We start from the raw sequence: 24,243 nt of genomic DNA, 5'->3' as shown, positions 1-24,243 counted from the left end.
CTCGACCCATAAAAGCTTGGCGAAAAGCCAAGTTTTCTAATATCCTGGAAAAGTCATGGCGACCGCGATCGAATAGAGCTCGGCAAACCGGTAGCCATGGAAAGCTCATGACTACCGAATCCAGGAAATCCGCCTCCATACCGGTATTAAGAATCCCCGATTAACTTCGTTGCAAGCCCATTGCTTCTTCTGCCTTCTGCAGCAGGTGCTGCGCTTGCTCATTCGCTTTGTCGCTGCCTGCATCGAGGGCGTTGTCCACTTCATCCGACTCATAAATCTCGTAAAAACGTTTTTGAATCGGCCGGAACACGGAGACTGCCAACTCTGCGAGGTCTGTTTTAAAAGCGCCGTAACCCTTTCCGTCGTATTCTTTTTCAATGGCTTCGATCGACTGGTCATTCAGCAGGGAATAGATCGTCAGCAAATTGCTGATCCCCGGTTTCTCCTCTTCGTCAAAGCGAACGTTTGGATCGGAATCGGTGACGGCACTTTTTATTTTTTTCGTGATTGTTTTTTCATCATCGAGCATGGAAATGAACGCTTTCGCATTTTCGTCGGATTTGCTCATTTTCTTCTCCGGATTCTGAAGCGACATGATTCTGCGCCCGAGGATTTTGGATTCGGGAAGGGTGAAAATATCCGCGTATTGCCGGTTGAAACGTTCCGCGAGCGTCCTTGTCAGTTCCAAATGCTGGCGCTGGTCGTCCCCGACGGGAACGATATCGGTGCCGTAAAGGAGAATATCGGCAGCCATTAAGGGCGGATACGTTAACAAGCCGGCGGAAACACCGGTTTTCCCTTCGGACTTGTCTTTAAATTGGGTCATTCGTTCCAACTCTCCGATATAGGAAACGCATTGCATGATCCAGGCCATTTGCGCGTGCGCCGGCACTTCAGATTGGATGAAAATGGTTGATTTGTTCGGATCGATGCCGACCGCCATGTATAAAGCGGCCAATTTCCGTTTTTGATCCCTTAGAGAAACCGGATCTTGCGGTACGGTAATTGCATGTTGGTCCACGATGCAAAACATGCAATCATACGACGATTGGAAGTCAACGAAATGTTTCATCGCTCCCAAATAATTCCCGAATGTGACGATACCACTGGGCTGAATGCCTGAAAATATTTTTTTCATTCCTCGTCGATTCCTTTCTGTTTATTATGTATGAATGGTACTCCTATTTTAGAGCATCCTAAAAAAAGAGTAAATGTTACGACGCTTTTCGGCGGCGCCAAATATCATAGACGAAAAGCGGCAGGAGGAAAGCAAGAATCAGATACGGAAAAACCCCCGTATCGGTGCCATTCTGGTTTTCAAAAAGAATCAATCCCGCCAATGCAACGGCAAGGAAGATCGTGATCGATCTTATGGCCATGTTCATCACCCTACCGTACGATTATAACAAAAATTGGAGGGAACCGTTTGCGAAAATGTATGATTGCCATGTTTCTATTGGTTGCCGGGCTTATGGTAAGTGTTTTCGAGGAAGCAAACGCGGAAGAACGGGAAGATGCAGTCCCGGTGATGCAAGCCGTCCCCTTTGATGGGGAAGACGTGGATGGGAACCCTGTTACACTCCAAGATTATGAAGGGACAAACATGTTGCTCATCTTTTTTACCACCTGGTGTGAAGTTTGCCAGCAAGAACTGCCCATGCTTTCGGACAACTATGAGGCTTTGCAAGAGAAGGGGATTGAAGTGCTGGCCGTCAACATGGCTGCTTCAGAGCGAAAAGAAACCGATATTGAAGCGTTCGCCAAAGGGTTGCAAATGCCGGTCGTGGTCGACCGCGACGGCCGTATTGCGAAAAGCTACGGCGTCCAGGGAATCCCGACTACCTACGCCATCGACGAACAGCAGCAGATCATCAAACCATTTTATGGACCGTTAAATAGAGAGCAGGTATTACAGGCTTTCGAGTGAAACGCCCCATCGCTTTGCGTTAGGACGTTTTTTTAAACAAGGAACAACCAGACCATCGTCAGTACGTAAAACAAAACCATGAGCAGCGAAGGCCACGTGTAAAAACGGCGGCGTTGGTCGAAAAAAACAGCATAAGAGACAAGGGCGCTGTTCATAAGCAACAGAATAACCGTGACGGTGTGGCTCATTGATGCGGCTTGCAATAAGGAACCTGCGTAGAGCAGGTCGCAGACAACCAAAATAACCATGTTGAATAAGTTGCTCCCAAAAATGGATGCCGCCGCCAAGTTCTCGTTGTTTAACTTCAAAGCCGTCCAAACCGTTACCACCTCTGGCAGGGACGTCGAGACCGCGATCAAAAAACTGCCGACGAAACTGGAACCAAGCCCGGTGATAACGGCGATTTCATCCCCGGAAAACGTGAGAGCGGTACCGGAAATAAAAATAATAATTGCTGTGATGATAAACCCGATAACCGCATGTTTCATGGAATATTTTTCTTTTTCCCGCGAGTCATTTTCCGAGGCATCATCTTCTTCCTCTTCCCCAGCGGTGCGTTGAATGATCCACAAGCTTAATAAATAAAGCGCAATGATGAAGATAGCCTCAATTCCTATGCCAAGAAATGGGATTTCAACGGTTGCGAATATAGCAATGGCCATGATTAGGGTCATGAACACCCCGAACAACGCCGTGTACCGTTGTTGTCGGTGGATGTGGGCCAGCATTTTTCGTTTTCGGAAAATGAGGTCGAAAACGGCAAGGATTAATAAGTTGAAATGGTTGCTGCCGAAAATGTTGCCGACAGCCAAATCCGGATTATCCAAATAGATCGCACTGACGGTAGTCGTCACTTCCGGCAAAGCGGTGGCGACGGCTAAGAGAAACGTGCCGATAAGCAGGGCGCCGAGGCCTGACAAGCGGCTGATAGCATCTGCATATGTAGATAGTTTCGTCGCGGAAATGACCGTTACCACTACCGCGACGAGAAAAATTAGATAGACCATGGGGAGCTCCTTTATTTTTTCCCGATTAGTGCTTCGTTTGTATGGGTCTAGTTTTACAATAAAATGCTGGTTCTATCCTCGTTAAGTGATGGATTTTACCAAATGCTAAATAATCTGTGGAAAGAACGTGAATGCTGAAGTGTGTCCGGATGATGCAAGAAAGGGAGGATCGTGGCATGGGAAGATGGAAAAACGCCTTGGCGTTGACGTTAAGTGTGGTTCTGTTTCTTATCGGCAACTACGATGCAGAAACCGCTGAAACCGATACGTTGAAAGTCCCCGGAGAGACGAAAAAAGAACTCCCGGAACAAATCCCGCGCTTCATCGAAGATCATGATGCAGTTGCATATCCGGACGCCGTAAGGGGGATTTATGTAAGCGGACACTCCGCAGGGGGAAAGCGGATGGAAAGGCTGCTCGATTTCGTGGAAGAGACGGAGTTAAATGCCATGGTGATTGATGTAAAAGACGACCAAGGATATGTGACGTATCAAATGGAAAATGAACGTTTCGATCATAATGCCCCCTTTTCTCACGGGCTGATTAAAGACCCGGATGCTTTAATGGAGACATTGAAAGAACGCAGCATTTATCCGATTGCCCGCGTTGTTGTTTTTAAGGATACATTTCTTGCAAAACAACGGCCTGATTTATCTTTTCAAAGCAACGGTTCTGTGTGGGCAAACAATCAAGGGGAATCGTTTGTCAATCCGTTTGAAAAAGAAGTATGGGACTACAATATAGAGGTTGCCAAAAAGGCGGCTGAGCTTGGTTTCCAAGACATACAATTTGATTATGTGCGATTTCCGGAAGGGTTTGAAACGAGGGATGAAGCGTTGGATTACAGTCTCGGATCTTATGGTGGCAAAAAAGACCGGGTGCAGGCGAGAGTAGATGCGGTGTCGGATTTTGTTGCTTATGCAAAGGGAGCATTGTCCGATTATGATGTGAATGTTTCCGTCGACATTTTCGGATATGCGGCCACGATCGAAGAAGCGCCGGGGATCGGGCAAAATTTTTCCAAGATCGCAGAAAACGTCGATGTCATCTCATCGATGATCTATCCCAGCCATTGGACGTCTCATTTCGGCATTGATGTGCCGGATGCGGCGCCTTATGAATTAATCGATGCCTACTCGAAAGAGGAAACTCAGTTATTGTCAACGCTTGACAATCCTCCGGTTACGAGGCCGTGGATTCAAGACTTTACCGCTTCATGGCTGGGACCGGGGAATTATATTCGTTATGGGAGAAAAGAAGTGGAAGCACAGATTGAAGCCTTGGATGAAAACGACATTCATGAGTATCTGCTTTGGAACGCAGGGAATACTTATACAGAAGGAGTGAACCACGACACGAACGAGGGTGAAAACATCACTGACCCTTGATGTAAATGAGAAACTACCTTTTTTAAAAAAATAACGTTTAGTCGAAAAAAATCTCGGGTACATGGGTGACGATGCCGATTTGAATAATCTTGCGTAAAATCAAATGGGCACTTGCTAGATTAGAACCATTATTGTATAATTATTAATGTGTATGATACAGATGCAACTTATATCTTTTAGATAAATGAACGAGGGATTTCGACGCTATTTTCAATATTGTAGTTTACCTCTATAATGGGCGAACTCATAAATCATAAGTTTGGGGTAGCTGAACGTCAATTGGTTTGAAAGGAGAGGGTCAGATGGTGACGTTATTGACTTCACCGAGTTGTACTTCTTGTCGAAAAGCAAAAGGGTGGTTGGAAGAACATGATATCCCTTTTCAGGAAAGAAACGTATTCGCAGAGCCGCTTTCCGTGGAAGAGGTAAAAGATGTCATCCGTATGACGGAGGACGGCACAGATGAAATTGTCTCCAAACGCTCAAAAATTTTTCAGGAATTGGACATTGATGTAGACACAATATCCCTGCATCGGCTGTTTGAGCTTATCAGTGAACATCCCGGTTTATTGAGAAGACCGATCATCTATGATGATAAGCGGCTCCAAGTCGGCTATAATGAAGCTGAAATCCGCCGATTTTTACCTCGGAAAATACGGACGTACTTTTTGCAAGAAGCGCAAAAGCTCGTGAATTAATGCAACGACAATCAAACTTCTATCCATTACAGATAGAAGTTTTTTGTTAATGGCGGCATTTGCAGGAGGAAAAGAATGCGCATAAGCACACCCATAATTTTATACAGTAAATAAAGACCCGTTTCCAACGCCTTTCGGGCGGCTTTGGAGGAGAAAATGGAAAGTTGAAGATGCGAAAGGATAGCATTACCCCCGTATAAAATGGTACACTTACGTTAACAACAATTAGAATGTTGCAGGAAAAAGACACAAACGCTGAACGGACGATTGGATAAAGAATATGGTGTTGGTCCACTTTGACCCGAGGAGGGAGAAATCGTGGAAATCGAAAGAATTAATGATACGACCGTTAAGTTCTATGTGACGTATGCGGATATCGAGGACAGAGGTTTTGACAGCGATGAAATTTGGTATAATCGAGAACGTGGAGAAGAGTTCTTTTTTGAAATGATAAACGAAGCGTATGACCATGAGAACTTTGAAATTGAAGGACCTTTATGGATTCAAGTCCAGGCCTTTAACAACGGACTGGAGATCGTCGTTACCCGCGGGCAGATGAGTGATGGAAATGTAAAACTGGAAATCCCGGTAGGCAAGGATAAAGACGATAATGACGTAGACGACAATATTGTCGATATGCTCGATGAGCAGCTGCGTTCAAAGCATAAAGGCAGAGAGCATGCAAACGCAGACGATCCGCTTAGCATCGTCATTGCTTTCGGAGATTTGGAAGATCTGCTTTCCTTAAGCAAAGCCGTTAAATTGGACTATGTGCAAAACGAAATTTACGCAATGGAAAACGTTTATTACCTTCATATCGTCTTTGATGATTATTATGATGAAGATGAACAAGATAACATTTTGAGCAGAGTGCTGGAATATGGCGATGAATCGGATGTTTCCATCCATCGCATCCGTGAATACGGCAATACGGTCGTGCCGGAAAATGGAGTGGACGTATTGGATAGCTATTTCTCGTAAAAACGGTACGAGCGCTGACCCAAATTTGTGGGACAGCGTTTTTTTATTTAAAAGAAGGAGAAAGAAGCACGCGCGGTGAATATAGTAAGAAGCATGACCCCCTCGCAACAATCCCCCATGAAAGGATGATCCCCAATGTTTACTGCCACCTCAAGCTCCGGGCGGACGGTTTCGTTATTAAATGACGCGGATCGCGAATGTATGGAGACGAACGCCACGTGGTACTGTCCGTTTTGCAAAGAATGCCTGCAGTTGAAAACAGGGAAGAAACGCAGGGCTCATTTTGCCCATCGTCCAAACACCGCGTGTCCATCGTCCAATCCTGAATCCGAACGCCATCTGGAAGGGAAAGCATTGCTTTTTCAGTGGTTGAAAGCCCAGGGGACTGATGTGCACGTGGAAGTTTTTTTGCCTAAAAGCAATCAACGTGCCGACCTTCTCGTTAAAAACGAGAACGAAAGAATTGCCCTTGAATACCAATGTTCGCCCATTGCCCGCGAACACATCCGGAGGCGTACGGCATTGTTTCATTCCATTGGCGTTCAAGTTCTTTGGGTGATGCCGTTTGAACATTTGCGCAGAAAAGGAAACATTGTCTATCTCAAAGAATGGCAATGGGAAGCTGCGTATCTTGGTCGCTTATCAGAAGCCCCGGACACCGATTTGCAAAGGATGCCCGCTCTCTTTTTTTTCCAGGCGCCGTCCATCCTCTGGACCGCCCATATCAATGGTTATCTTTCCCCGAGAAAAGCCCATGCCCGTTTTGTTGCTCACCGGCTGCCGCAGGCTGAACTGGAACGTGTACGTACGCCCGCTACCGTACAGGGTAGTACGCAACGGAACGCCCTTCTTGCCTATAAAAAAGAGAATCGTTACGGGAAACGGCCGTCTTCGACCCCGTTTTCAATGATCGTTCAAGCGCAGTTGCTTCGCGATAAAATCCCCATCCATTTACATCCTGCCGAAGCCGGCTGGTTTCTACCGGAACAAACATGGGTAAGTGAAGCACCGGTGCTTTGGCAATCTTGGCTTCTTTTAAAAATTATTTCCCAGTTTAAGCGGCAATCCTTCATCTCGTTACAAACCTTGGAAACAGAGAAACAATGGCTTTCCACACACTTACAGTTGCCTGTTACGCGCGTGCAGATCTTAATCAATGCATATCTTCGGCTTTTAGTGCGCCTTCAAGTATTAAAGATTCACGCGGATGATACATTTACACTCATGCAAACGCCAAACGTGCCCCAATCGGCTGATGCAGGATTTAAGATGGATCAGCACTATGCAACCAGGCTTTGCGCCGTGAACAATGCCATTGCCCCGAGTGGCTTTCTTCCCTTATGATAGAAGGGAAGAAGAGGAGGGATCGCCATGACAACCAGCAGCACAAAGGTTCCTGAACGCTCCGATATTCCCGATGAACGCAAATGGGATGTGGAGGCAATCTTTGCGGATGCAAAGGCATGGGAACGAGCATTTAAAAACGTGGAAAATCAATTGCCAAATCTTCAATCGTTTCAAGGAAAGCTCACGACTTCGGCGGAATCGTTGTATGAAGGCTTAAAACAACGGGATGAATCCGGCATGGAGCTAGAAAAAGTTGTCGTATATGCCCACCTGAAAAACGATGAAGATACGTCCAACAGTTTTTATCAAGGATTGTTTGACCGCGCCCGTTCTTTGATCACTCGTTTCAGCGCATCGATCGCGTTCTATGAACCGGAAATTCTGTCTGTATCGGAAGACACGCTTAAACGTTGGACAAATGAGTATGAACCGTTGCAATTGTACGCGCATGAACTGGCTTTGTTGAACGAAAGCAGGCCCCACGTATTATCGGAAAAAGAAGAGGGACTGCTCGCAAAGGCTTCCGAGGTGACAGATCAAGCAGGTCAGGCCTTTTCGATGTTGTCGGATGCCGATATGACCTTTGATTCGATCGAAGATGAAAATGGCAATGAAACCGCCGTGAGCAACGGCCGTTTTATTCAACTGTTGCAAAATAAAAATCGTAAAGTGCGACAAGATGCATTTGCGTCTTTGTATCGTTCGTACCGGGGCCATGAGAACACATTGGCCAGCTTGTTGAGCGGCCAGGTGAAGCGTAATCAATTTTATGCCGAAACGCGAAATTATGCTTCGGCCCGCGCGCAAGCCATGCATACCAATGATATCCCCGAAAAAGTCTATGACCAGCTTGTGACGGTCGTCAATGATAACCTTCATCTTTTTCAACGGTACTTGCGGTTGCGAAAAAAGCTGCTTCAATTAGAAGAGCTCCATTTTTATGATTTATACGTTCCTTTAGTGGAGAGTGAAGCTTTTGATTACGGATACGAAGAGGCGAAGGGAGAAATTACCCAAGCCTTAAAGCCGTTGGGCAATGATTATACGACGGCCATGACGGATGGATTAGAAAAAAATGGATGGGTGGACGTTCATGAAAATAAAGGGAAGGCGAGCGGTGCCTATTCTTCCGGCGCTTATTTGACCCAGCCGTACATTTTAATGAATTGGCAAGACAGTATTGATGAAATGTATACCCTTGCCCATGAACTTGGCCATTCCATGCACAGCTACTTCACTCATAAACACCAACCGTATCCATACGGCGATTATACGATCTTCGTCGCGGAAGTGGCCTCCACCGTCAATGAACTCCTGCTTTCCCACTCGTTAAGACAAAAAACCGAAAGCAAAGCCGATAAACTCTATTTGCTCAATCAACAATTGGAAGGGTTTAAAGGAACGGTTTTCCGGCAGACGATGTTTGCGGAATTCGAGCAAATGATTCATCAAAAAGCGGCAGAAGGGGAGGTGTTAACGCCGGAAGCTCTTAAAGCTTCGTATCTTGATTTGAACCATAAATATTTCGGAGACGAAATCATTTATGATGATGAAATCGCCTACGAATGGTCACGAATCCCCCATTTTTATATGAATTTCTACGTTTATCAGTATGCGACCGGGTATAGCGCCGCCGTTGCATTAAGCAGCAAAATATTGGAAGAAGGAGAGCCGGCTGTGGAACAGTATTTATCCTTTCTGAAGTCCGGAAGTTCAGACTATCCAATTGAACTGTTGAAGAGGGCGGGGGTTGATATGACCGATCCGGCGCCTATCCAAGCGGCCATGAACGAATTTGAAAGGCTATTGGAACAAGCGGAAGAAATTGCTGATGATTTGATGGCGACAAAATAGCCGCAGAAGAACCCTCGTATGAGGGTTTTTTTACGAAAAGCCTTTAAACCTCCCGCGTTCATTGAGGAAATGGACGCTGATGATAATGGAGACTAAAAATAATGGTACAGCGATAACCATAGGAAATAAGCGCAGAACCGATACGAGAAATAAAATATATCCAATGAGAACAGTAAGGATACTTATGAGCACGTTTTGCATCGTCGATCCCCCCTTTGCTGTGTCTGTCCTAATTATATGATGAACGCCTCTGGTTTCATCACAAAAAAGAAGTGAAGAGAAAGCGGAGGCAGGGACGAAATATCGTGGTGATCGGTCGCCGTAAAACGAGGAGAAGCAGCACTTGATGGCTGAAAAAAATCTGTCCCGTTCAAGCCGAACGGGACAGATGAGCGGAATCAATTCTGCAATGCCCTGTGGGGATCTGCTTTCCAAAAGGAACCTTTTTTCGCGGGGACACACTCGATTTTTTGTTGTAATTGTAATGCTTTTAACCGGCAGGTTGCTTCTTTCATGGATAAGTCGTAAACGTGGGCAACTTCCTGGGTAGCCACCAATCCATAGGTTTCCATAAATTCATCGATGTCCATTTTCGGCCGTGGTGTCGGAGGTGATCCGAGCATCCTGCCCAAAATATCAACGTATACATGAAAATCGTGTAATCCGGAAATTTTTAACCCGGCATCTTCAATGCAATCGTTGAAGAAAATCATGGTAGGTACATCCTCGGCACCCATTTCATGTGTTGTGTTGATGTCGGCGTCCAACGCTTTGCGTGCCAAATCGGAATGGAGATCTTTATGGAATTCATGGACATCCAAGTTTGCCCGTTTCGCACAGTCTAATAAAATTTCTTCTTTTGAAACATTTTCCTTGTTAAGAAAGAGCGCTTCGCGTACTTTTCGCAAATAACGCAGTCCATATTGCCGCCCCTGCATTTCCGCTGCTTTTACCGCGATGGCAGGGGTTTCTGATTGCGTGAGGGGGTTTTCATGCCATATGTCTCCGTCACAACACATTCCGGTACGTGATGAGGTTTCTTCCCAAAGGTCGGCAAGCGACTTTTGGTTTTGTTCGTTCACACACCAACTGGCAGCTTCGGGAACGGTAATAAAGCGCATTTTACATAAATGGCCGTATTCCAGCCTGAATTTTTTAATGACTGGTTCAAACCCCCAGCAATCTGGGCAAAGAGGATCTGTAAAGATATAAATTTCCAGTTTTTGCTGGTTCGTCGTTTGCTTTTGCTCATCCGTTTCAACGCCACAAACGCCTAGGCTATCATTACAGCCCTGTTGATTTGTTTTCACCAAAGTTATACGCTCCTTCCCGCATTATACCTATGTGTTAATCATATGGTGCGCGGTTAAAGTTAACCGTTGATACAATTCTTGAACGGCTTTCTCGTTTTCAAGCTCACTCGCTTGCAGCGCTCGCCCCATGCAATCCAACCATGCCTGCGCTTTGACATGTGTGATTGGAAATGGAAGGTGGCGCGCACGTAACCGTGGATGCCCGTGTTCTCTCGTAAATAAGGCAGGTCCCCCGCAAAATTGGGTGAGAAACTGTTTTTGCTTTCTTCTTGTTTCGGTTAGATCATCCGGGAAAATTGGCATTAATTCCGGGTGCTTGCTTACTCTGTCGTAAAATTGTTCTACGATCGTCGCGATTGCACGTTCGCCGCCGAGAGCGTCATACAATGTTTCTTCTAGGTACCTCATCGTTCTCCCACTTTTTCATTTTATTGTTCATTCGTGTTTTTTGTTGATTTTGTAAAAGCAAATTTAGCAGTTTCACTTAATTGTAGCAAGGCAGGGAAAAAGGTTCAAATCCTATGCTTGCAGGGAATAAAGCATGACGGGAAGCGGGAGGGGGCGTTCCTTTTTATGCTGCAGACATAGTTCGGACAACATGTGTGTGTAACGTAGCGGAAGTGTCCGAAGTAATGCCAAGTTCGGACACATCGCAAAGGTTTCCCTGTAAAAGTGTCCGAAAGAACCTCTAGTTCGGACAACTTCCGTATGTTAACCCGCAAAATTGTCCGAACGAGCCAATTCATTTCGTGGCATATTGGGAATTTGGGCAGGGCAGGTGAAAGGAATGATCATCTGAAGTCGTTAGATCGGCGAAATGACTTAATGGCGACCTAACGCGAGTTCACGGCAGCCATTAGGTAGCCAACAGCGGTTGATAAAGCCCTAACGCGAGTTCGCGGCAGCCGTTAGGTCGCCAACACTGATTGATGAAGTCCTAACTCTCCCCCTCGGCAGCCGTTACGGAAAAAACCACTATTGTAAAGAGGCGCGGATGAAGCGTGTGCGCAGGGAATTCAACCAATTTCCATGAGACCCTCAGCCGTCCCCCGCGCTTTTATTTTTCCGAACCAAAAAAAAACAGCGTATCCTATGGCAAAAGATACGCTGTTGCTATTAAGCCAAGCTTTGATAGGTGTCCATGACCTTCGGCACATAGGCGTTCGTTTCCCTGAAAGGAGGGATCCCGCCATATTTGTCCACATTGCCGGGTCCGGCGTTATAGGCCGCGAGGGCTTTTTCCAAATCCCCGTCATAACGGTCAAGCATATCGCGAATATAGCGAGTGCCTCCATCGATGTTCTGAGCTGGATCCTTTGCATCGCTCACTCCCAAGCCGCGGGCGGTTTCCGGCATCAATTGCATCAGCCCCGTTGCTCCGGCATGGCTGGTTGCATCCGAATGGAAGCTGGATTCATGTTTAATAATGGCGTAAATCAAGCCGGCGTCCACCCCGTGTTTGTTGGCGGAAGCCTCGATGAGCCCGTTATACGGCGAATCGGGCAAGGCGCGGGCTCCCGGGCTTTCCGCCTCCATATCAGGAATGGTTGATTCGGGCGGGGCAAGTGCTTCTTCAAACGCAGGATTCGCCGGTGGTGCATTTATCGGATCTAAGTAAAGCGATTGCTCACTTGCAAAGCCAAAAGGGAAAGGGTTTTCCTGCACTTTTTCTGATTCAACGCGAGCAAGAAGCGTTGCAAAATCGGTGGATGGTTGTTTTTCCGCGCGGTTTGTTTTTGTTTCCGAGACAGGCGCCATATGATGGAGATTTAAAAGCAAGCGGTGCATGTCGTTCATTTTTATACTCCTTGGTCCAATGATATAATATGACTATAGCAGACCATGTGTTAAAAACAAGCCTTTTCCGGAAAAAGATCAAAGTCCTGAACTTTACGCCGGTCCAAATGCGGCAGTAAAAAAACGCTGTACTTTCGGCTTCGGTTCGGGGCTATGCGGATCAAGCCCCACACGGGAAGCGATCTGTGTCAGCACTTCTTGCACATGTTCGTGGGAGCGTCCCTCATATTCCAGTTCGTAGTCGACTTCTTCGAAATAACGGCTTTCATCCAAAGCCAAAAGGCCTTTTTCATACGGAATCTCTGCCCGCGAAGTCGATAGGCGTCCCAAAGGATGCAGTGTGTCAAAAGAGATTCCCCAGTCTTTTTCCAGGTAGCTTTGAACGGTGCCTCCCTTTGTGAGTTGTGTTAGCGGAGCGCCTTCGGTCCATTCGACTGTGGAAAGCGGCTGGTGTTTTTCCAACACTCCATCCTCGTTTCGCACTTTCAACGTCAGGACATAAGTTCCGTTTTTATAACGAATTCGTAACGCAGCGTTTTGTGCTTTTAATTGAAAATCGGATGTGTCAAAATAGTGGTTGTGTTGGGTGAGAAAATCATCTTCGCTCAAATGAAAATACGTTTGTATTTTCCTAAATTCTTGCGCGTTGATGAGACGCTTGCCCTCGATTTCAAGTTCGTCAAATGCATGATGCATGTGATCATCCTCCTGCCGGCATTATGACACAGAGATGATGGGACAACAACGATTGAAAAGGAGCCGGATACCATGGATGCGATATATGTTAAAGTTGCGCGCCATAAAGAAGACGGTCTTTATCTGGAATCGGACCGAAACCCGGAGCAACTTTTGACACCTACCGGCCGTCTGCTGGCCGATTCGGATAATTTTGCGCTCGTTTATATTTTTGATTCAGAAGGCGCGTTTGTCCAAGTACATATTCCGGAGGAATTTTGGCCGGATCTTAATAAAAGCCATCAGGAACGGACGCCCATATACCTTGATACATCCAGTGTCGAATTTGCGGACATTCACGAGGAGCTGGACATGTTTCTTGATATCATTCAAGGGAACAATAACTACGGGCCTGAAATGGTTGACGCTGTTGAAAAACATTTCCCGGTTCCGGCAGACGATTGAGGGAGTGGGTACGATGAACGGATGGGCGATTTTTTTATCTCCTTACCACCAGGCGGTAGAAGAGTTAAAAGTAAAATTTAAAAGTTTGAGAGATCAATATCAACGATCTTCCAAACATACACCCATTGAATTCGTCACCGGTCGTGTAAAACCAATGACGAGCATTCAGGAGAAAGCCAAAAGGAAAAGTATATCTTTGGAACATTTGCATACAGAGATGCAGGATATTGCAGGGCTTCGTATCGTCTGTCAATTTGTGACCGATATTGACACAGTGGTAGACATGTTGCAGTCGCGAAATGATATTACGGTCATCAGCGAGAGAGATTATATAAAAGAGGAAAAATCCAGCGGGTATCGTTCGTATCATATGGTGATCGATTATCCGGTGCACACCATCGAAGGAACGAAACATGTCCTGGCGGAAATACAAATTCGCACGATGGCGATGAACTTTTGGGCAACAATTGAACACTCCCTTAATTATAAATACAGCGGAGAGATACCGGAACATGTGAAGCGGCGCCTTGTCCGTGCCGCGGAAGCCGCCTATAATTTGGATGAAGAGATGTCCAAGATTCAAGATGAAGTTCGGGAAGCGCAATCGATCATTACGAAACGCCGGGAAGAAAATAGAGGGTATAGATGAAAGGGGGGAACGAGCAATGAATTTTGATGTTACGTCTCGAGGAGATGATGTATCGAATGGGATCGCGGGCCATATCCGGGATGAATTGAAGGGACATGGACTCACATTCAACAAAGAAAAACCGGAGGTCGTTATCTCTGTCGGAGGAGACGGGACCCTTCTCGAAGCTTTTCACGAGCATAAGCATCGATTGGAAGACACTTGCTTTGTCGGTGTTCACACCGGTCATTTAGGATTTTACGCCGATTGGCAGCCGGAAGAGGTGGACAAATTAATCATCCATATTGCAAAAACCCCTTTTCAGGTCGTCGAATATCCGCTTTTGGAAGTTGTCGTTCGTTACCATGGAGAAAAAAATGATTCAGACAGGTATCTTCCGTTAAACGAATGTACCGTTAAGACAACGGAAGGATCGCTTGTGTGCAATGTTGAGATCAAAGGGGAGGTCTTCGAGACGTTTAGAGGGGATGGGTTGTGCATCTCAACCCCCTCGGGGAGCACTGCCTATAACAAAGCATTGGGAGGGGCAATTTTGCACCCGTCCCTTGCTTCTATGCAAATCGCTGAAATGGCTTCGATTAATAATCGGGTGTACCGGACAATTGGTTCCCCCCTCATACTGCCCGAGCACCACACGTGTTTATTGAAACCATTGAATGATGTAGGTTTACAGCTCACCGTTGACCATAAGTCATTTGTCCATCAAGACATCGCTTCCATTCAGTGCCGGGTGGCAACAGAGCATGTACGTTTTGCCCGCTTTCGGCCTTTCCCGTTTTGGAAGCGCGTCAAGGAATCGTTTATCGGCGACTGAAGATTCATGCGTCGCCCTTTTTACGCTTCCTCTACTTGATCCATGGTGAAGCGGTATACTTCTTCGCCATCCTCGTTTGTGACGACACCGTCGATCACGCCGCTAAGCGCTTCCGGGTCTTCGGGCGCTTCTTCAAGAAGGTATGTTTCACTAACCATAAAACGCTCCCCGCCGTCAACGGAAAAGGAATCGCTTTCGGATTCCTCCAGCAAGTCAGGCTCGCTGAACAAGTCCAACACCTCATCATCGTTGACTTCCCAGTTTAAAACCAGTTCATCCGACGGACGTTCTGACTGGTTGCTCATCAAAGCGCTGAAAGAAATCGCTGTCTCATCTTCTTCGCTAAACACGTGAATGTCTGTCTCCTCTTCAACATGGCTGATCTCGGCTTCAGGGGCACAAGCAGTTAAAATTAGAAAAAAACTTGTCAAACTTAATATCCATAGCTGTTTCATGATGGTGTTCCTTTCTCTTTTAAAATAAAATTTGGCAAGTGTCACGCACCATCCCTTAGCGGTAAGCGTTCAGTGCTTCCACTTGCTCGTAGGTGCGAAATTTTTCGGGCTGCTCCGGCTGCCGGGAAGGAACATCAACCGTGGCAATTTCCGGATAGCGAAAGGCAGTCAGCGCTCCGCCGAAGACACAGCCGGTATCGATGTTAATCGTACGGCGGAATACCCTCGGTGTTTTTACGGGTGTATGGCCATAAACAATCCAAGGTGATTCATTTTTTTCTTTTAACACCCAATCCCGCCGTTTGGGAAGTTGGTCCGCTTTCTGATCTTTGCGATCGATATCCCCGTACAGGACGAACGACCGGACCGCCTTGTCCGCCTTGCCGATATCTGTTCTGCGAATGCCGGCATGAGCGGCTACGGCTTCGCCATTATATAACGACACGTAAAGGGATGCCTCTTCAAATAAGCGCATAAACATCCGGCGTATCCGTTGGTAGGCGGCTTCGGAGAGTGCTTGCAGCTCAGCCACCGTCGTCTCCAAACCATGTCGGATTTGCACCGGCCGCCCGAGAAAATAGCGATAAAGTTTATCGCAGTGATTGCCGGGGATGTAATAAGCTATCTGATGGTTGACGAGGACGGACACATCTTCGATAACATTAACAGAATCCGGTCCCCGGTCGGTAAGGTCACCGATAAAAACAAGTTTACGATTGTCGGGATGTGTGTAAATCCCTTTTTTCTTTTCATAGCCCAGTTTTTGCAGGAGCACATGGAACTCATTCCGGCATCCATGAATATCACCGATAAAATCCAAACCTTTAGTCATTCACATCACCTTATGGAATCATAGCAAAGATTCGCTTAAAATAGAAATGAATGTTTTGTAAAAAAATGCTATACTCGGGACAAGGATGTTCCAGAAAGGAGATTGGCAAAAATGAGTTTATCTTTGGAAGGACGCACCTATGTTGTAATGGGTGTCGCGAATAAAAGAAGCATTGCCTGGGGCATTTCCAGGAGCCTGGCTAATGCTGGAGCAAGGATTGTTTTTACATATGCAGGCGAACGCCTAGGAAAAAATGTCCGTGAATTAGCGGACACATTGGAAACAGAAACCTTTGTCTATCCATGTGATATTATGAGCGACGAGGAGATCGATGCAACCTTTCGCCAAATCAAGGACGAAGTAGGTTCGATTCATGGATTGGCCCATTGTATCGCTTTTGCGAAAACCGAAGATCTCGAAGGTTCATTTGTGGAAACTTCGCGGGACGGGTTTCAACTCGCACACGACATTAGTGCGTATTCATTAACTGCGGTCGCGAATGCCGTGCAAAAAAATGACATGATGGCTGAAAACGGGTCAATCATGACGATGACATATCTCGGCGGCGAACGTGTCGTGCGAAATTATAATGTGATGGGGGTTGCGAAAGCGGCTTTGGATGCAAGTGTCCGCTACCTCGCGAATGATCTCGGCCAACATGGCATTCGAGTGAACGCCATTTCCGCCGGGCCGATCCGCACACTATCAGCGAAAGGGATTTCCGGATTTAACAGTTCGCAAAAAGAAATGGAAGAAAAAGCGCCGCTGCGGCGGACGGTCACCCAAGAAGAAGTCGGCAACACCGCCCTCTTTTTAATGAGTGACTTATCCAAGGGGATGACCGGAGAAACGCTTCATGTTGACGGGGGATACCATATTATCGGCTTGGGGTAAATGGAAAAGAGGCTGCCTGCGGGCGGCCTTTTTTGGCTGATAAAGTCTTTGGTCAGTGCTCATACGGTCAAAAACCATTTAAAGAAAAAAGCTATATTTTTACATTCTCTGGGAGAAGCTAAGAGGAGTCAGCTTCCATTAGAGGTAATTTTTCTCTGATCGTTAGTTGAAAACATTGTGATGTTGGAAGCGAGTGATCACATTTGTACTCCGTCGTAGCAGAAAGGCTTGTGCGTTTAGTGCTCGAAGCGGATCATCGCCCGCTTACGGACCATGAACAACAAGAGTTTAAGGAAAGCAAGCAGTTCTTAAAAAATTTTTATAGAGAAAAAGAGAAGCTTGCCGCCATGTCATATATCGCTTATGCGACAGAAGATCATGAATGGCAACACGAAATCTGCTCAGAGGTGGAAAAACTGAAAGGGGAATGACACTTCGGTCACTTGAGATTGTCCAAAGGTTGTGTGTGGAAGCAGCGATTAGGAAAGTGAAAACCACGCCGGTTTCCCTGACGTGGTTTATCGCCAAAACATTCCTTTAGTATCCGCCTTCATCAGCTTCTTCGGTGATATAGGTTTCAGAAAGATCAAAGGTACGGTTTGGATGGAATACAAAGTTTTCTACTGAATCAGAAATCCCAAAACGAAGTTCATCAAAGACGGTGTAGATGTAAGGGGCTTCTTCTACTGTAATTTCCTGAATTTCGGCGTAGAGCTCTTCGCGCGCTTCATCATCTGTTTCCTGTCGAGCTTCCATAATAAGATCGTCGACTTCGTCGTTTTCATAGAAGGCTCGGTTGCCCGGTGCTCCCACGCTGTCGGAATGGAGTAATGCATACATCGTGTAGTCAGCGTCTGCGGTTACCGTTCCCCAACCAAGGATAAACATCTCGTGTTCACCTTCAGCGGTTTGGTCTAAATAAGCGCCCCATTCCACATTCTCAATGGAAACGTCAACGCCAATGTCTCCGAGTTGATCTTGGACGAGTTCAGTGGTTTGTTCACGAACATCGCTTTCATTGTTTGTCCACAATGTAATCTCTAATTCGCCTTCTTCATAACCGGCGTCTGCAAGCAATTCTTGCGCTTGTTCAGGGTCAAAATCTGTTGCGTCGGCATCCTCGACATCTTCATTATAACCAAAGACGAGATCATTGATAGGGCCGTTCGCCGCTTCCCCATAGCCTTCGTAAACGCCATCGACCAGCATCTCATTATCTATCGCCATTGATATTGCTTGGCGAACTTGGGGGTCATCGATAGGTTCTTCTTGGGTGTTAAATCCTATATAGGTCATGTTTAGACTCGGTTCTGTCATGGCGCTCGCATTATCCAGGGCATCAACTTGGTCCATAAGTGTTGGTTGGATGTCTTCGGCAACGTGAATTTCGTTATTTTCAAGCATGCTGACGCGGGTAAGGTCCTCTCCGACAATGTCAAAGGTTACGCTGTCAAGATAAGCATTGTCGCCCCAGTAGTCTTCATTTTTCGTAAATGTCAGTGAATCTCCTTGCGTCCAATCTTCAAATTCAAATGGCCCTGTGCCGATAGCTTCCGTTTCCAGGTTGAGTTCGTCGCCTTCTTCGTCTTCTTCGATAGCAGCTTCGCTCATAATACCGGCAGCATTGTGCGCGAGGTGTGCATCCAGGGCAGCAAATGGGTACTCGGTTGTAAATTCAACTGTGTAGTCATCAATGGCTTCGATATCTTCAATCATTTCAAATAGAAATGCCGCTTCAGATGCGCGGTCTTCTTCAAGCACGCGTTCGAAGGTTGCCACAACATCGTCAGCTGTCAGCTCTTCGCCATTATGGAAATGAACCCCTTCATGAAGCTCAAAAACCCAAGTGTGATCATCGGGTTGATCGAAAGATTCTGCTAAACCTTCAGTTTCAACCTCTAGTGTTTCAGGATTTTGCGTCACAAGTGTTTCATACATTAAAGTGCGTGCTTGTGCTGATGGGTTATCATTAGAGCCATGAGGATCCATCGTAACCGGTTCACCCGGCATCGACATTAAGAAATCTCCGCCTTCCTGAGGTTCGCCGGCAGCTTCCTCTTCATCCTCTTCGCCTTCCTCGGTTCCCTCTCCTTCGGCTTCTTCACCAGTGCCTTCGTCTACATCTGAATCATCCGTGCAAGCCGCGAGTAGCAAGCTTGCAACAAGCGTAGCCCCTACGAGGTACCCGGTACGTTTGTAACGCTTCACAAGATTTTCCCCCTTTGTGATAATGAAAAGTTAAGCTAACTATATCCTACGAATTAAAAACTTTCAACACATTTTTTTAAGCAAAATTAGAAGGAATTTGACAAGGGGCTGTTTAATATAGCAAATAAGGGCGATGTGTCAGGGGGACATAGAAGAATAGATTGAAAAATTTAAAAAGAGATCCTCGTGACATCATTGGTTCCATGCGGGTCAACCGTATCCGGCTCCCCGGCTAAAGCAATGGAAAGGTCTCCGCCTTCTTGCGGCTCTCCTTCTGCTTCTTCCCCACTGTCTCCTGCGCCTTCTCCTTCATCTACGTCCGAATCATCGGTACAAGCTGCAAGCATAAGGCTAGTTGCGATCGCTACTCCTGCCAGATAACCGGAACGTTTGTAACGTTTCAAATGATTCTCCCCCTTTTCTATAACTATTGTCACTATATCTTACGAATTTAATAATTTCAACGAAAATATTTTAGCGAAAAAAAGTGATGTAAAGAAAAAGATTGCGATTTACAATAAATAAGCTTTCGTGTAAGCTTAATACAATTAATTTTAACAAGAAAGTTCACACAATGTTTAAATATTGCTTGCCGTAAGCGCTTATATGCTTTATTGTAAACATGGTGATTCTACTAGCATATGAAAATAGTTTGATTGGAAGAATATGAGAAAGGGTTGAGCGAGGATGGGATCAACCGCAAAGCAGCAACCGGACCGCGAAGAAGTCGCGGCACCGGAATCGCGCTTTAAGAACCTAATGAAAAAACTAGTACGCAACAAATCTTCATTAATCGGCGGTATCATATTAATCATTTTTACACTTATCGCCCTGAGCACGTTGCTGTCACAATTTCGAATCCTTCCTTTTGATTTAATGACACATGACCCGACATCCACAGATGTGCTCAATGATTTCGAGTCGCCATCATCGGAGCATTGGTTCGGAACCGACCATAATGGCAGGGACATCTACAGCCGGATTATTTACGGCACGCATTTAACGCTATATGTGGGTGTATTATCCGTCGCGATCGGTGCAGTGTTCGGAATTGTTCTCGGTTTGTTTGCAGGCTATTACGGGCGCATCATTGATTCCGTCATTATGCGTGTCTCCGATGTATTGCTCGCGTTTCCGGGAATCTTGCTGGCGCTCGCGATTGTAAGCGCGCTTGGTCCCAGCCTGAACAACGTCATTATCGCTTTATCCATCTATAATATACCAGTGTTCGCGAGGATCACCCGTGCATCGGTGTTGGAAGTAAAGTCCGTGGAATACGTGGAAGCGGTGCGAGCCCTAGGGGCAAAGGATGGCAAAATTATATTTCAACACATCCTTCCGAATGTAGGCTCACCGATTATCGTCCAGGCTTCTTTGCAAGTGGCAACATCGATTCTCAGTGCAGCCGGTTTATCCTTCCTCGGGCTTGGCGTTCAACCGCCGACACCTGAATGGGGGGCCATGCTTAACTCGGGAAGAAGTTACATGTGGGACAACCCCCATCTTACCCTGTTTCCGGGGATCGCGCTCGTGCTTATCGTCCTTGGCTTCAACATGCTTGGGGACGGTTTGCGGGATGCGCTGGATCCGAGATCGAAAAAGTAAGGAGGCGCAAACATGCATATTTTTATCATCCGCCGTTTTTTACAACTGATCCCGGTCATCATCGGCGTGACCCTCGTTGCCTTTTTGATCATCCAATTGATCCCCGGGGATGCAGCCCAAGTTATGGCCGGTGAGGCGGCTTCGGAAGAACAACTGGAACAAATGAGAGAGAATTTGGGCTTAAACGAGCCCTTGTATGTACAATACGGCATATTTTTAGCTGACCTTCTTCGCCTTGATCTCGGCGAATCCGTGCGGACCGGCCAACCGGTCATGGAATTGGTAGCCCCGCGTTTCTGGATTACGTTGGAGCTTGCTTTTTGGGGGCTTGTCGTTGCAGTAAGCGTGGGCCTCATCGGCGGTATTATTGCCGCGACGAAGCAAAACTCCTTCCGCGATTTTGGGACTATGGCGTTCGCGGTCATCGGTCTCTCCATGCCAAACTTCTGGCTTGGCCTTATGCTCATGTATGTGTTTGCCAACCAATTAGGCTGGCTGCCCACCTCCGGTTGGGGGGATTGGCAACAAATCTTCCTGCCCGCGGTTACGATGGGAACAGCCGGGGCGGCCATTATCGCCCGTATGACCCGATCGGCAATGCTCGAAGTCATCGGAGAAGATTACGTTCGAACCGCCAGGGCAAAAGGGGTAAAAGAACGGCTCGTCATTTACAAACACGCCTTGCGAAACGCGTTAATCCCGGTCGTTACCGTGATTGGCCTCCAGTTTGGTTACTTTTTGAGCGGAGCGGTGCTGACCGAATCAGTCTTTAGCATTAACGGCTTAGGTCGCCTTGTCGTCGATGCCATTTCCCAGCGGGATTTCCCGGTTGTGCAGGGAACGGTTATTGTACTCGCGTTAACGTTTGTCTTTGTTAATTTCCTCGTCGATATCCTTTATCGTGTCTTGAATAAACGCATCGAATTGAATTAAAGAAAGGGGGAATGGGCGGTGGCAAACAACGAACAAGCACCTGTTTTGAAAGTGGAAGGGTTGCAAACGTCATTTTTTACACCGGACGGTGAAGTAAAGGCAGTCGATGGCGTTGATTTTGAAGTAGGGGCGAATGAAACACTGGGCATTGTCGGGGAATCCGGATCAGGCAAAAGCATTACTTCCTTATCGGTGATGCAGCTGATTCAATCCCCCGGCAAAATTATCGGCGGCAAGATCGAATTGAACGGCGATAATTTACTCAAGAAATCAAAAGCGCAGATTGCAAAATATCGCGGCAACCGTCTTTCGATGATTTTTCAGGAACCTATGACCTCCTTAAATCCCGTGTTTACCGTCGGCCATCAAGTGGCGGAAACCGTTAAGATCCATAAGAAGATGGGCAGACGCGAAGCCCATCAGGAAGTCATCCGCATGCTCAAACTCGTGGGCATTCCGGCTCCGGAAAATCGTGCGAAGAGTTATCCTCATGAGTTGTCCGGTGGGATGCGCCAGCGGGTCATGATCGCGATGGCACTGGCGTGCGAACCTGAATTGTTAATTGCCGACGAACCGACAACGGCGCTTGATGTCACGATTCAGGCACAGATTCTTGAACTGATGAAAAACTTGCAGGAGACAACGGGGATGGCGGTGATGATCATCACGCACGACCTTGGTGTTATCGCGGAAACCGCCGATCATGTTGCCGTTATGTACGCAGGGGAAGTCGTGGAACAAGCGGATGTAAAAACACTGTTCAAACGTCCGTTGCATCCGTACACGCAAGGGTTGATGCGGTCGATCCCCCGCCATGATATGGACGTGGATGAATTGGAAGTGATTAAAGGAACGGTGCCATCTCCGGCAGAAATGCCAAGTGGCTGTCGCTTTGCCCAGCGTTGCCCTTTCGCTTCCGAAATTTGTAACACGCATCCATCCTTGGCAGCGCCTACGAACAATGTTGAAGAAGAAAACGACAGCGGCGCTGTGCGTTGCTGGATTTACACAGACGAATGGAAGCAGGAAAATCCAATGAACAAGGAGGTGCAGCAAGAATCATGACAACGCCTCTTTTTGAAACAAAAAGCCTAAAGAAATATTTTCCGGTTAAGGGTGGTATTCTTAACCGGAAACTTGCTGATGTTAAAGCGGTCGATGACATTTCGTTTTCCATCAACGAGGGGAGACGCTGAGCATCGTTGGCGAGTCCGGTTGCGGAAAATCGACGACCGGTCGCGCGATCTTGCGGTTGGAAGAGCCGACGGATGGAGAAATCTATTTTGAAGGGGAAGATTTCCGCCATCTAAGCAAACCCGATCTCCGCAAAAAAAGAAAAGATATGCAAATCATTTTTCAGGATCCGTTCGCTTCCTTGAATCCGCGCCAAAAAGTGAAGCAAATTCTCGACGAAGCAATGGCGATTCAAGGTGTCATTCCAAAGAAAGACCGCCCGGCGCGGATTCGTGAGTTAATGGAAGTGGTCGGTTTGCGTCCACACCAAGCGGAGCGCTACCCCCACGAATTTAGCGGGGGGCAACGGCAGCGAATCGGAATTGCACGCGCCCTTTCCGTAGACCCGAAATTGATTGTTTGCGACGAAGCGGTATCAGCCCTTGACGTCTCCACGCAGGCACAAGTGTTAAACTTGCTCAGAGACTTGCAGCGGGAGTATGGCCTGACGTACTTGTTTATTTCCCACGACTTGGGGGTTGTTCGCCATATTTCCGATCGCGTCGCCGTCATGTACCTCGGAAAAATCGTGGAAATCGCCGACAAAAAATCGTTGTTTGACGAACCTCGGCATCCGTATACACGCGCATTGCTTTCCGCGATCCCCGTCCCGGATCCGGACAGGAAAAGTGAGCGTATCGTGCTCGAAGGCGATGTGCCTTCGCCGTTGAATCCGCCAAGCGGCTGTCGGTTTCACACCCGTTGCCCGTTCGCGACGGAAATTTGCAAACAAGAAGATCCGGAACTTCGGGCGAGCGACGATATGGGCGAGGACCATCATGCCGCTTGCCATCATATGGAAGAGATCGTCGCGCAGTTTGGCACCACACCTAAAAAATCGACAACAGCCGCAAAAGAGTAAAAGGGGAATCCTTTTGCTCTTTTTTAATGAAAAATACTTTATAAAAAGACAATCGGAAACTAAGCCCATCACTAATTGTGAATTTATTCCATGAAGCCCTCAGATAGCGTTCTGCGGACTAATTGCGTTGCACGGGGATAAAATTAGTCCTCAGGATAGCGTTCTGCGGACTAATTGCGTTGCACGGGGACGAAATTAGTCCGCAAGTGCAACAAAACACGATATGTTACACATCCTTTTCATCTTTCAATGGTGTCGCGAAACGTCATGTTTGTTTTATCAAAAAAATCATCCCGAAGGCGAGGG

Annotated in this window: 26 protein-coding genes and 1 pseudogene; 15 read left to right on the top strand and 12 right to left on the bottom strand. The window is 46.8% G+C overall.

Annotated elements, in window-relative coordinates:
- Positions 1-160: 160 nt before the first annotated feature.
- Positions 161-1,138, bottom strand: coding sequence for a tryptophan--tRNA ligase (gene trpS / locus EPH95_RS06605; RefSeq protein WP_142088419.1), 978 nt, complete (start codon positions 1,136-1,138; stop codon positions 161-163).
- Between the two features lie 76 nt (positions 1,139-1,214).
- Entirely contained in the window at positions 1,215-1,379 is a 165-nt protein-coding gene (locus EPH95_RS18720; RefSeq protein ID WP_160141660.1) for a hypothetical protein, read from the bottom strand.
- A 47-nt stretch (positions 1,380-1,426) separates the two neighbouring features.
- Between EPH95_RS18720 and EPH95_RS06600 the strand changes: the two genes are divergently transcribed.
- Entirely contained in the window at positions 1,427-1,927 is a 501-nt protein-coding gene (locus EPH95_RS06600) for a peroxiredoxin family protein (RefSeq protein WP_142088417.1), read from the top strand.
- A 32-nt stretch (positions 1,928-1,959) separates the two neighbouring features.
- Here EPH95_RS06600 and EPH95_RS06595 read toward each other — a convergent pair whose 3' ends face one another.
- Positions 1,960-2,934 (bottom strand): sodium:calcium antiporter, encoded by a 975-nt coding sequence (locus tag EPH95_RS06595; RefSeq protein ID WP_142088415.1) that lies wholly within the window; start codon positions 2,932-2,934, stop codon positions 1,960-1,962.
- Positions 2,935-3,110: 176 nt separating this feature from the next.
- On the opposite strand from EPH95_RS06595, the gene EPH95_RS06590 reads away from it, so the two are divergent.
- The 5 genes from EPH95_RS06590 to pepF all read left to right on the top strand — a co-directional run bounded on the left by EPH95_RS06590 (position 3,111) and on the right by pepF (position 9,202).
- On the top strand, positions 3,111-4,322 hold the full coding sequence (locus EPH95_RS06590; RefSeq protein WP_142088413.1) for a putative glycoside hydrolase: 1,212 nt from the start codon (positions 3,111-3,113) through the stop codon (positions 4,320-4,322).
- Positions 4,323-4,624: 302 nt separating this feature from the next.
- Positions 4,625-5,020 carry a transcriptional regulator SpxA gene (gene spxA / locus EPH95_RS06585; protein WP_142088411.1) on the top strand — a complete coding sequence of 132 codons (396 nt, stop codon included), beginning with the start codon at positions 4,625-4,627 and terminating at the stop codon, positions 5,018-5,020.
- A gap of 318 nt (positions 5,021-5,338) precedes the next feature.
- A complete protein-coding gene (mecA, locus tag EPH95_RS06580; RefSeq protein WP_142088409.1) occupies positions 5,339-6,001 on the top strand; it encodes an adaptor protein MecA in 663 nt (220 codons plus the stop codon).
- 135 nt (positions 6,002-6,136) lie between these two features.
- Positions 6,137-7,345 (top strand): competence protein CoiA, encoded by a 1,209-nt coding sequence (locus tag EPH95_RS06575; RefSeq protein ID WP_142088407.1) that lies wholly within the window; start codon positions 6,137-6,139, stop codon positions 7,343-7,345.
- A gap of 27 nt (positions 7,346-7,372) precedes the next feature.
- The gene (gene pepF / locus EPH95_RS06570) at positions 7,373-9,202 is read left to right on the top strand and encodes an oligoendopeptidase F (RefSeq protein WP_142088405.1); all 1,830 of its coding nucleotides are present in this window, start codon (positions 7,373-7,375) and stop codon (positions 9,200-9,202) included.
- Positions 9,203-9,232: 30 nt separating this feature from the next.
- Here pepF and EPH95_RS18715 read toward each other — a convergent pair whose 3' ends face one another.
- The 5 genes from EPH95_RS18715 to EPH95_RS06550 form a co-directional block, all read right to left on the bottom strand.
- Positions 9,233-9,403 (bottom strand): hypothetical protein, encoded by a 171-nt coding sequence (locus EPH95_RS18715; protein ID WP_160141659.1) that lies wholly within the window; start codon positions 9,401-9,403, stop codon positions 9,233-9,235.
- Between the two features lie 197 nt (positions 9,404-9,600).
- A complete protein-coding gene (locus EPH95_RS06565; protein WP_227004125.1) occupies positions 9,601-10,512 on the bottom strand; it encodes a ClpXP adapter SpxH family protein in 912 nt (303 codons plus the stop codon).
- 30 nt (positions 10,513-10,542) lie between these two features.
- Positions 10,543-10,923, bottom strand: a complete 381-nt coding sequence (locus EPH95_RS06560) for a globin domain-containing protein (RefSeq protein ID WP_142088400.1) — start codon at positions 10,921-10,923, stop codon at positions 10,543-10,545.
- 708 nt (positions 10,924-11,631) lie between these two features.
- Positions 11,632-12,312 (bottom strand): lytic transglycosylase domain-containing protein, encoded by a 681-nt coding sequence (locus tag EPH95_RS19210; protein ID WP_227004079.1) that lies wholly within the window; start codon positions 12,310-12,312, stop codon positions 11,632-11,634.
- Positions 12,313-12,405: 93 nt separating this feature from the next.
- Positions 12,406-13,008 (bottom strand): CYTH domain-containing protein, encoded by a 603-nt coding sequence (locus tag EPH95_RS06550; protein WP_142088398.1) that lies wholly within the window; start codon positions 13,006-13,008, stop codon positions 12,406-12,408.
- Positions 13,009-13,080: 72 nt separating this feature from the next.
- Here EPH95_RS06550 and EPH95_RS06545 point away from each other — a divergent pair, with 72 nt between their 5' ends.
- The 3 genes from EPH95_RS06545 to EPH95_RS06535 are packed head-to-tail and all read left to right on the top strand — an operon-like array spanning position 13,081 to position 14,915.
- The gene (locus tag EPH95_RS06545; protein ID WP_142088396.1) at positions 13,081-13,452 is read left to right on the top strand and encodes a UPF0738 family protein; all 372 of its coding nucleotides are present in this window, start codon (positions 13,081-13,083) and stop codon (positions 13,450-13,452) included.
- Positions 13,453-13,465: 13 nt separating this feature from the next.
- Positions 13,466-14,101, top strand: coding sequence for a GTP diphosphokinase (locus EPH95_RS06540; RefSeq protein ID WP_142088394.1), 636 nt, complete (start codon positions 13,466-13,468; stop codon positions 14,099-14,101).
- A gap of 16 nt (positions 14,102-14,117) precedes the next feature.
- Positions 14,118-14,915 carry an NAD kinase gene (locus EPH95_RS06535; protein WP_142088392.1) on the top strand — a complete coding sequence of 266 codons (798 nt, stop codon included), beginning with the start codon at positions 14,118-14,120 and terminating at the stop codon, positions 14,913-14,915.
- Between the two features lie 20 nt (positions 14,916-14,935).
- On the opposite strand, the gene EPH95_RS06530 is transcribed toward EPH95_RS06535, so the two are convergent.
- Both EPH95_RS06530 and prpE read right to left on the bottom strand, forming a co-directional pair.
- Positions 14,936-15,370, bottom strand: a complete 435-nt coding sequence (locus tag EPH95_RS06530) for a hypothetical protein (protein WP_142088390.1) — start codon at positions 15,368-15,370, stop codon at positions 14,936-14,938.
- 55 nt (positions 15,371-15,425) lie between these two features.
- A complete protein-coding gene (gene prpE / locus EPH95_RS06525) occupies positions 15,426-16,202 on the bottom strand; it encodes a bis(5'-nucleosyl)-tetraphosphatase PrpE (RefSeq protein ID WP_142088388.1) in 777 nt (258 codons plus the stop codon).
- A gap of 111 nt (positions 16,203-16,313) precedes the next feature.
- Between prpE and fabI the strand changes: the two genes are divergently transcribed.
- Both fabI and EPH95_RS06515 read left to right on the top strand, forming a co-directional pair.
- Positions 16,314-17,096: an enoyl-ACP reductase FabI gene (gene fabI / locus EPH95_RS06520; RefSeq protein ID WP_142088386.1), complete on the top strand. Its 783-nt coding sequence runs from the start codon at positions 16,314-16,316 to the stop codon at positions 17,094-17,096.
- A 203-nt stretch (positions 17,097-17,299) separates the two neighbouring features.
- A complete protein-coding gene (locus tag EPH95_RS06515) occupies positions 17,300-17,527 on the top strand; it encodes a DUF7667 family protein (protein ID WP_142088384.1) in 228 nt (75 codons plus the stop codon).
- Positions 17,528-17,633: 106 nt separating this feature from the next.
- Here the strand turns inward: EPH95_RS06515 and EPH95_RS06510 are convergent, their stop codons facing one another.
- Complete coding sequence (locus EPH95_RS06510; protein ID WP_142088382.1) at positions 17,634-19,304, bottom strand: glutathione ABC transporter substrate-binding protein; 1,671 nt, start codon at positions 19,302-19,304, stop codon at positions 17,634-17,636.
- A 170-nt stretch (positions 19,305-19,474) separates the two neighbouring features.
- Positions 19,475-19,708: a DUF389 domain-containing protein gene (locus tag EPH95_RS06505; protein WP_142088380.1), complete on the bottom strand. Its 234-nt coding sequence runs from the start codon at positions 19,706-19,708 to the stop codon at positions 19,475-19,477.
- Between the two features lie 283 nt (positions 19,709-19,991).
- On the opposite strand from EPH95_RS06505, the gene nikC reads away from it, so the two are divergent.
- The 4 genes and pseudogenes from nikC to EPH95_RS06485 all read left to right on the top strand — a co-directional run bounded on the left by nikC (position 19,992) and on the right by EPH95_RS06485 (position 23,937).
- Positions 19,992-20,909: a nickel transporter permease gene (nikC, locus tag EPH95_RS06500; RefSeq protein WP_142088378.1), complete on the top strand. Its 918-nt coding sequence runs from the start codon at positions 19,992-19,994 to the stop codon at positions 20,907-20,909.
- A gap of 12 nt (positions 20,910-20,921) precedes the next feature.
- Positions 20,922-21,842 (top strand): ABC transporter permease, encoded by a 921-nt coding sequence (locus tag EPH95_RS06495; protein ID WP_142088376.1) that lies wholly within the window; start codon positions 20,922-20,924, stop codon positions 21,840-21,842.
- 18 nt (positions 21,843-21,860) lie between these two features.
- Positions 21,861-22,907 (top strand): ABC transporter ATP-binding protein, encoded by a 1,047-nt coding sequence (locus EPH95_RS06490; protein ID WP_142088374.1) that lies wholly within the window; start codon positions 21,861-21,863, stop codon positions 22,905-22,907.
- A pseudogene (locus tag EPH95_RS06485) lies at positions 22,904-23,937 on the top strand (ABC transporter ATP-binding protein). Before EPH95_RS06490 ends, EPH95_RS06485 begins: the two are co-directional and overlap by 4 nt.
- The last annotated feature ends 306 nt before the right edge of the window (positions 23,938-24,243 follow it).

It is taken from the genome of Salicibibacter halophilus, assembly GCF_006740705.1.
Classification (GTDB): domain Bacteria; phylum Bacillota; class Bacilli; order Bacillales; family Marinococcaceae; genus Salicibibacter; species Salicibibacter halophilus.
Note: the sequence above shows the minus strand (reverse complement) of the source record. Positions and strands in the feature narration are given on the sequence as shown.

Coding starts and splice junctions, on each gene's coding strand:
- spxA (WP_142088411.1), top strand. CDS start 4,625: ATGGTGACGTTATTGACTTCACCGAGTTGTACTTCTTGTCGAAAAGCA.
- EPH95_RS06590 (WP_142088413.1), top strand. CDS start 3,111: ATGGGAAGATGGAAAAACGCCTTGGCGTTGACGTTAAGTGTGGTTCTG.
- EPH95_RS19210 (WP_227004079.1), bottom strand. CDS start 12,312: ATGAACGACATGCACCGCTTGCTTTTAAATCTCCATCATATGGCGCCT.
- trpS (WP_142088419.1), bottom strand. CDS start 1,138: ATGAAAAAAATATTTTCAGGCATTCAGCCCAGTGGTATCGTCACATTC.
- nikC (WP_142088378.1), top strand. CDS start 19,992: ATGGGATCAACCGCAAAGCAGCAACCGGACCGCGAAGAAGTCGCGGCA.
- EPH95_RS06530 (WP_142088390.1), bottom strand. CDS start 15,370: ATGAAACAGCTATGGATATTAAGTTTGACAAGTTTTTTTCTAATTTTA.
- EPH95_RS06595 (WP_142088415.1), bottom strand. CDS start 2,934: ATGGTCTATCTAATTTTTCTCGTCGCGGTAGTGGTAACGGTCATTTCC.
- fabI (WP_142088386.1), top strand. CDS start 16,314: ATGAGTTTATCTTTGGAAGGACGCACCTATGTTGTAATGGGTGTCGCG.
- EPH95_RS18715 (WP_160141659.1), bottom strand. CDS start 9,403: ATGCAAAACGTGCTCATAAGTATCCTTACTGTTCTCATTGGATATATT.
- EPH95_RS18720 (WP_160141660.1), bottom strand. CDS start 1,379: ATGGCCATAAGATCGATCACGATCTTCCTTGCCGTTGCATTGGCGGGA.
- EPH95_RS06540 (WP_142088394.1), top strand. CDS start 13,466: ATGAACGGATGGGCGATTTTTTTATCTCCTTACCACCAGGCGGTAGAA.
- EPH95_RS06575 (WP_142088407.1), top strand. CDS start 6,137: ATGTTTACTGCCACCTCAAGCTCCGGGCGGACGGTTTCGTTATTAAAT.
- pepF (WP_142088405.1), top strand. CDS start 7,373: ATGACAACCAGCAGCACAAAGGTTCCTGAACGCTCCGATATTCCCGAT.
- EPH95_RS06560 (WP_142088400.1), bottom strand. CDS start 10,923: ATGAGGTACCTAGAAGAAACATTGTATGACGCTCTCGGCGGCGAACGT.
- EPH95_RS06550 (WP_142088398.1), bottom strand. CDS start 13,008: ATGCATCATGCATTTGACGAACTTGAAATCGAGGGCAAGCGTCTCATC.
- EPH95_RS06495 (WP_142088376.1), top strand. CDS start 20,922: ATGCATATTTTTATCATCCGCCGTTTTTTACAACTGATCCCGGTCATC.
- EPH95_RS06545 (WP_142088396.1), top strand. CDS start 13,081: ATGGATGCGATATATGTTAAAGTTGCGCGCCATAAAGAAGACGGTCTT.
- EPH95_RS06535 (WP_142088392.1), top strand. CDS start 14,118: ATGAATTTTGATGTTACGTCTCGAGGAGATGATGTATCGAATGGGATC.
- prpE (WP_142088388.1), bottom strand. CDS start 16,202: ATGACTAAAGGTTTGGATTTTATCGGTGATATTCATGGATGCCGGAAT.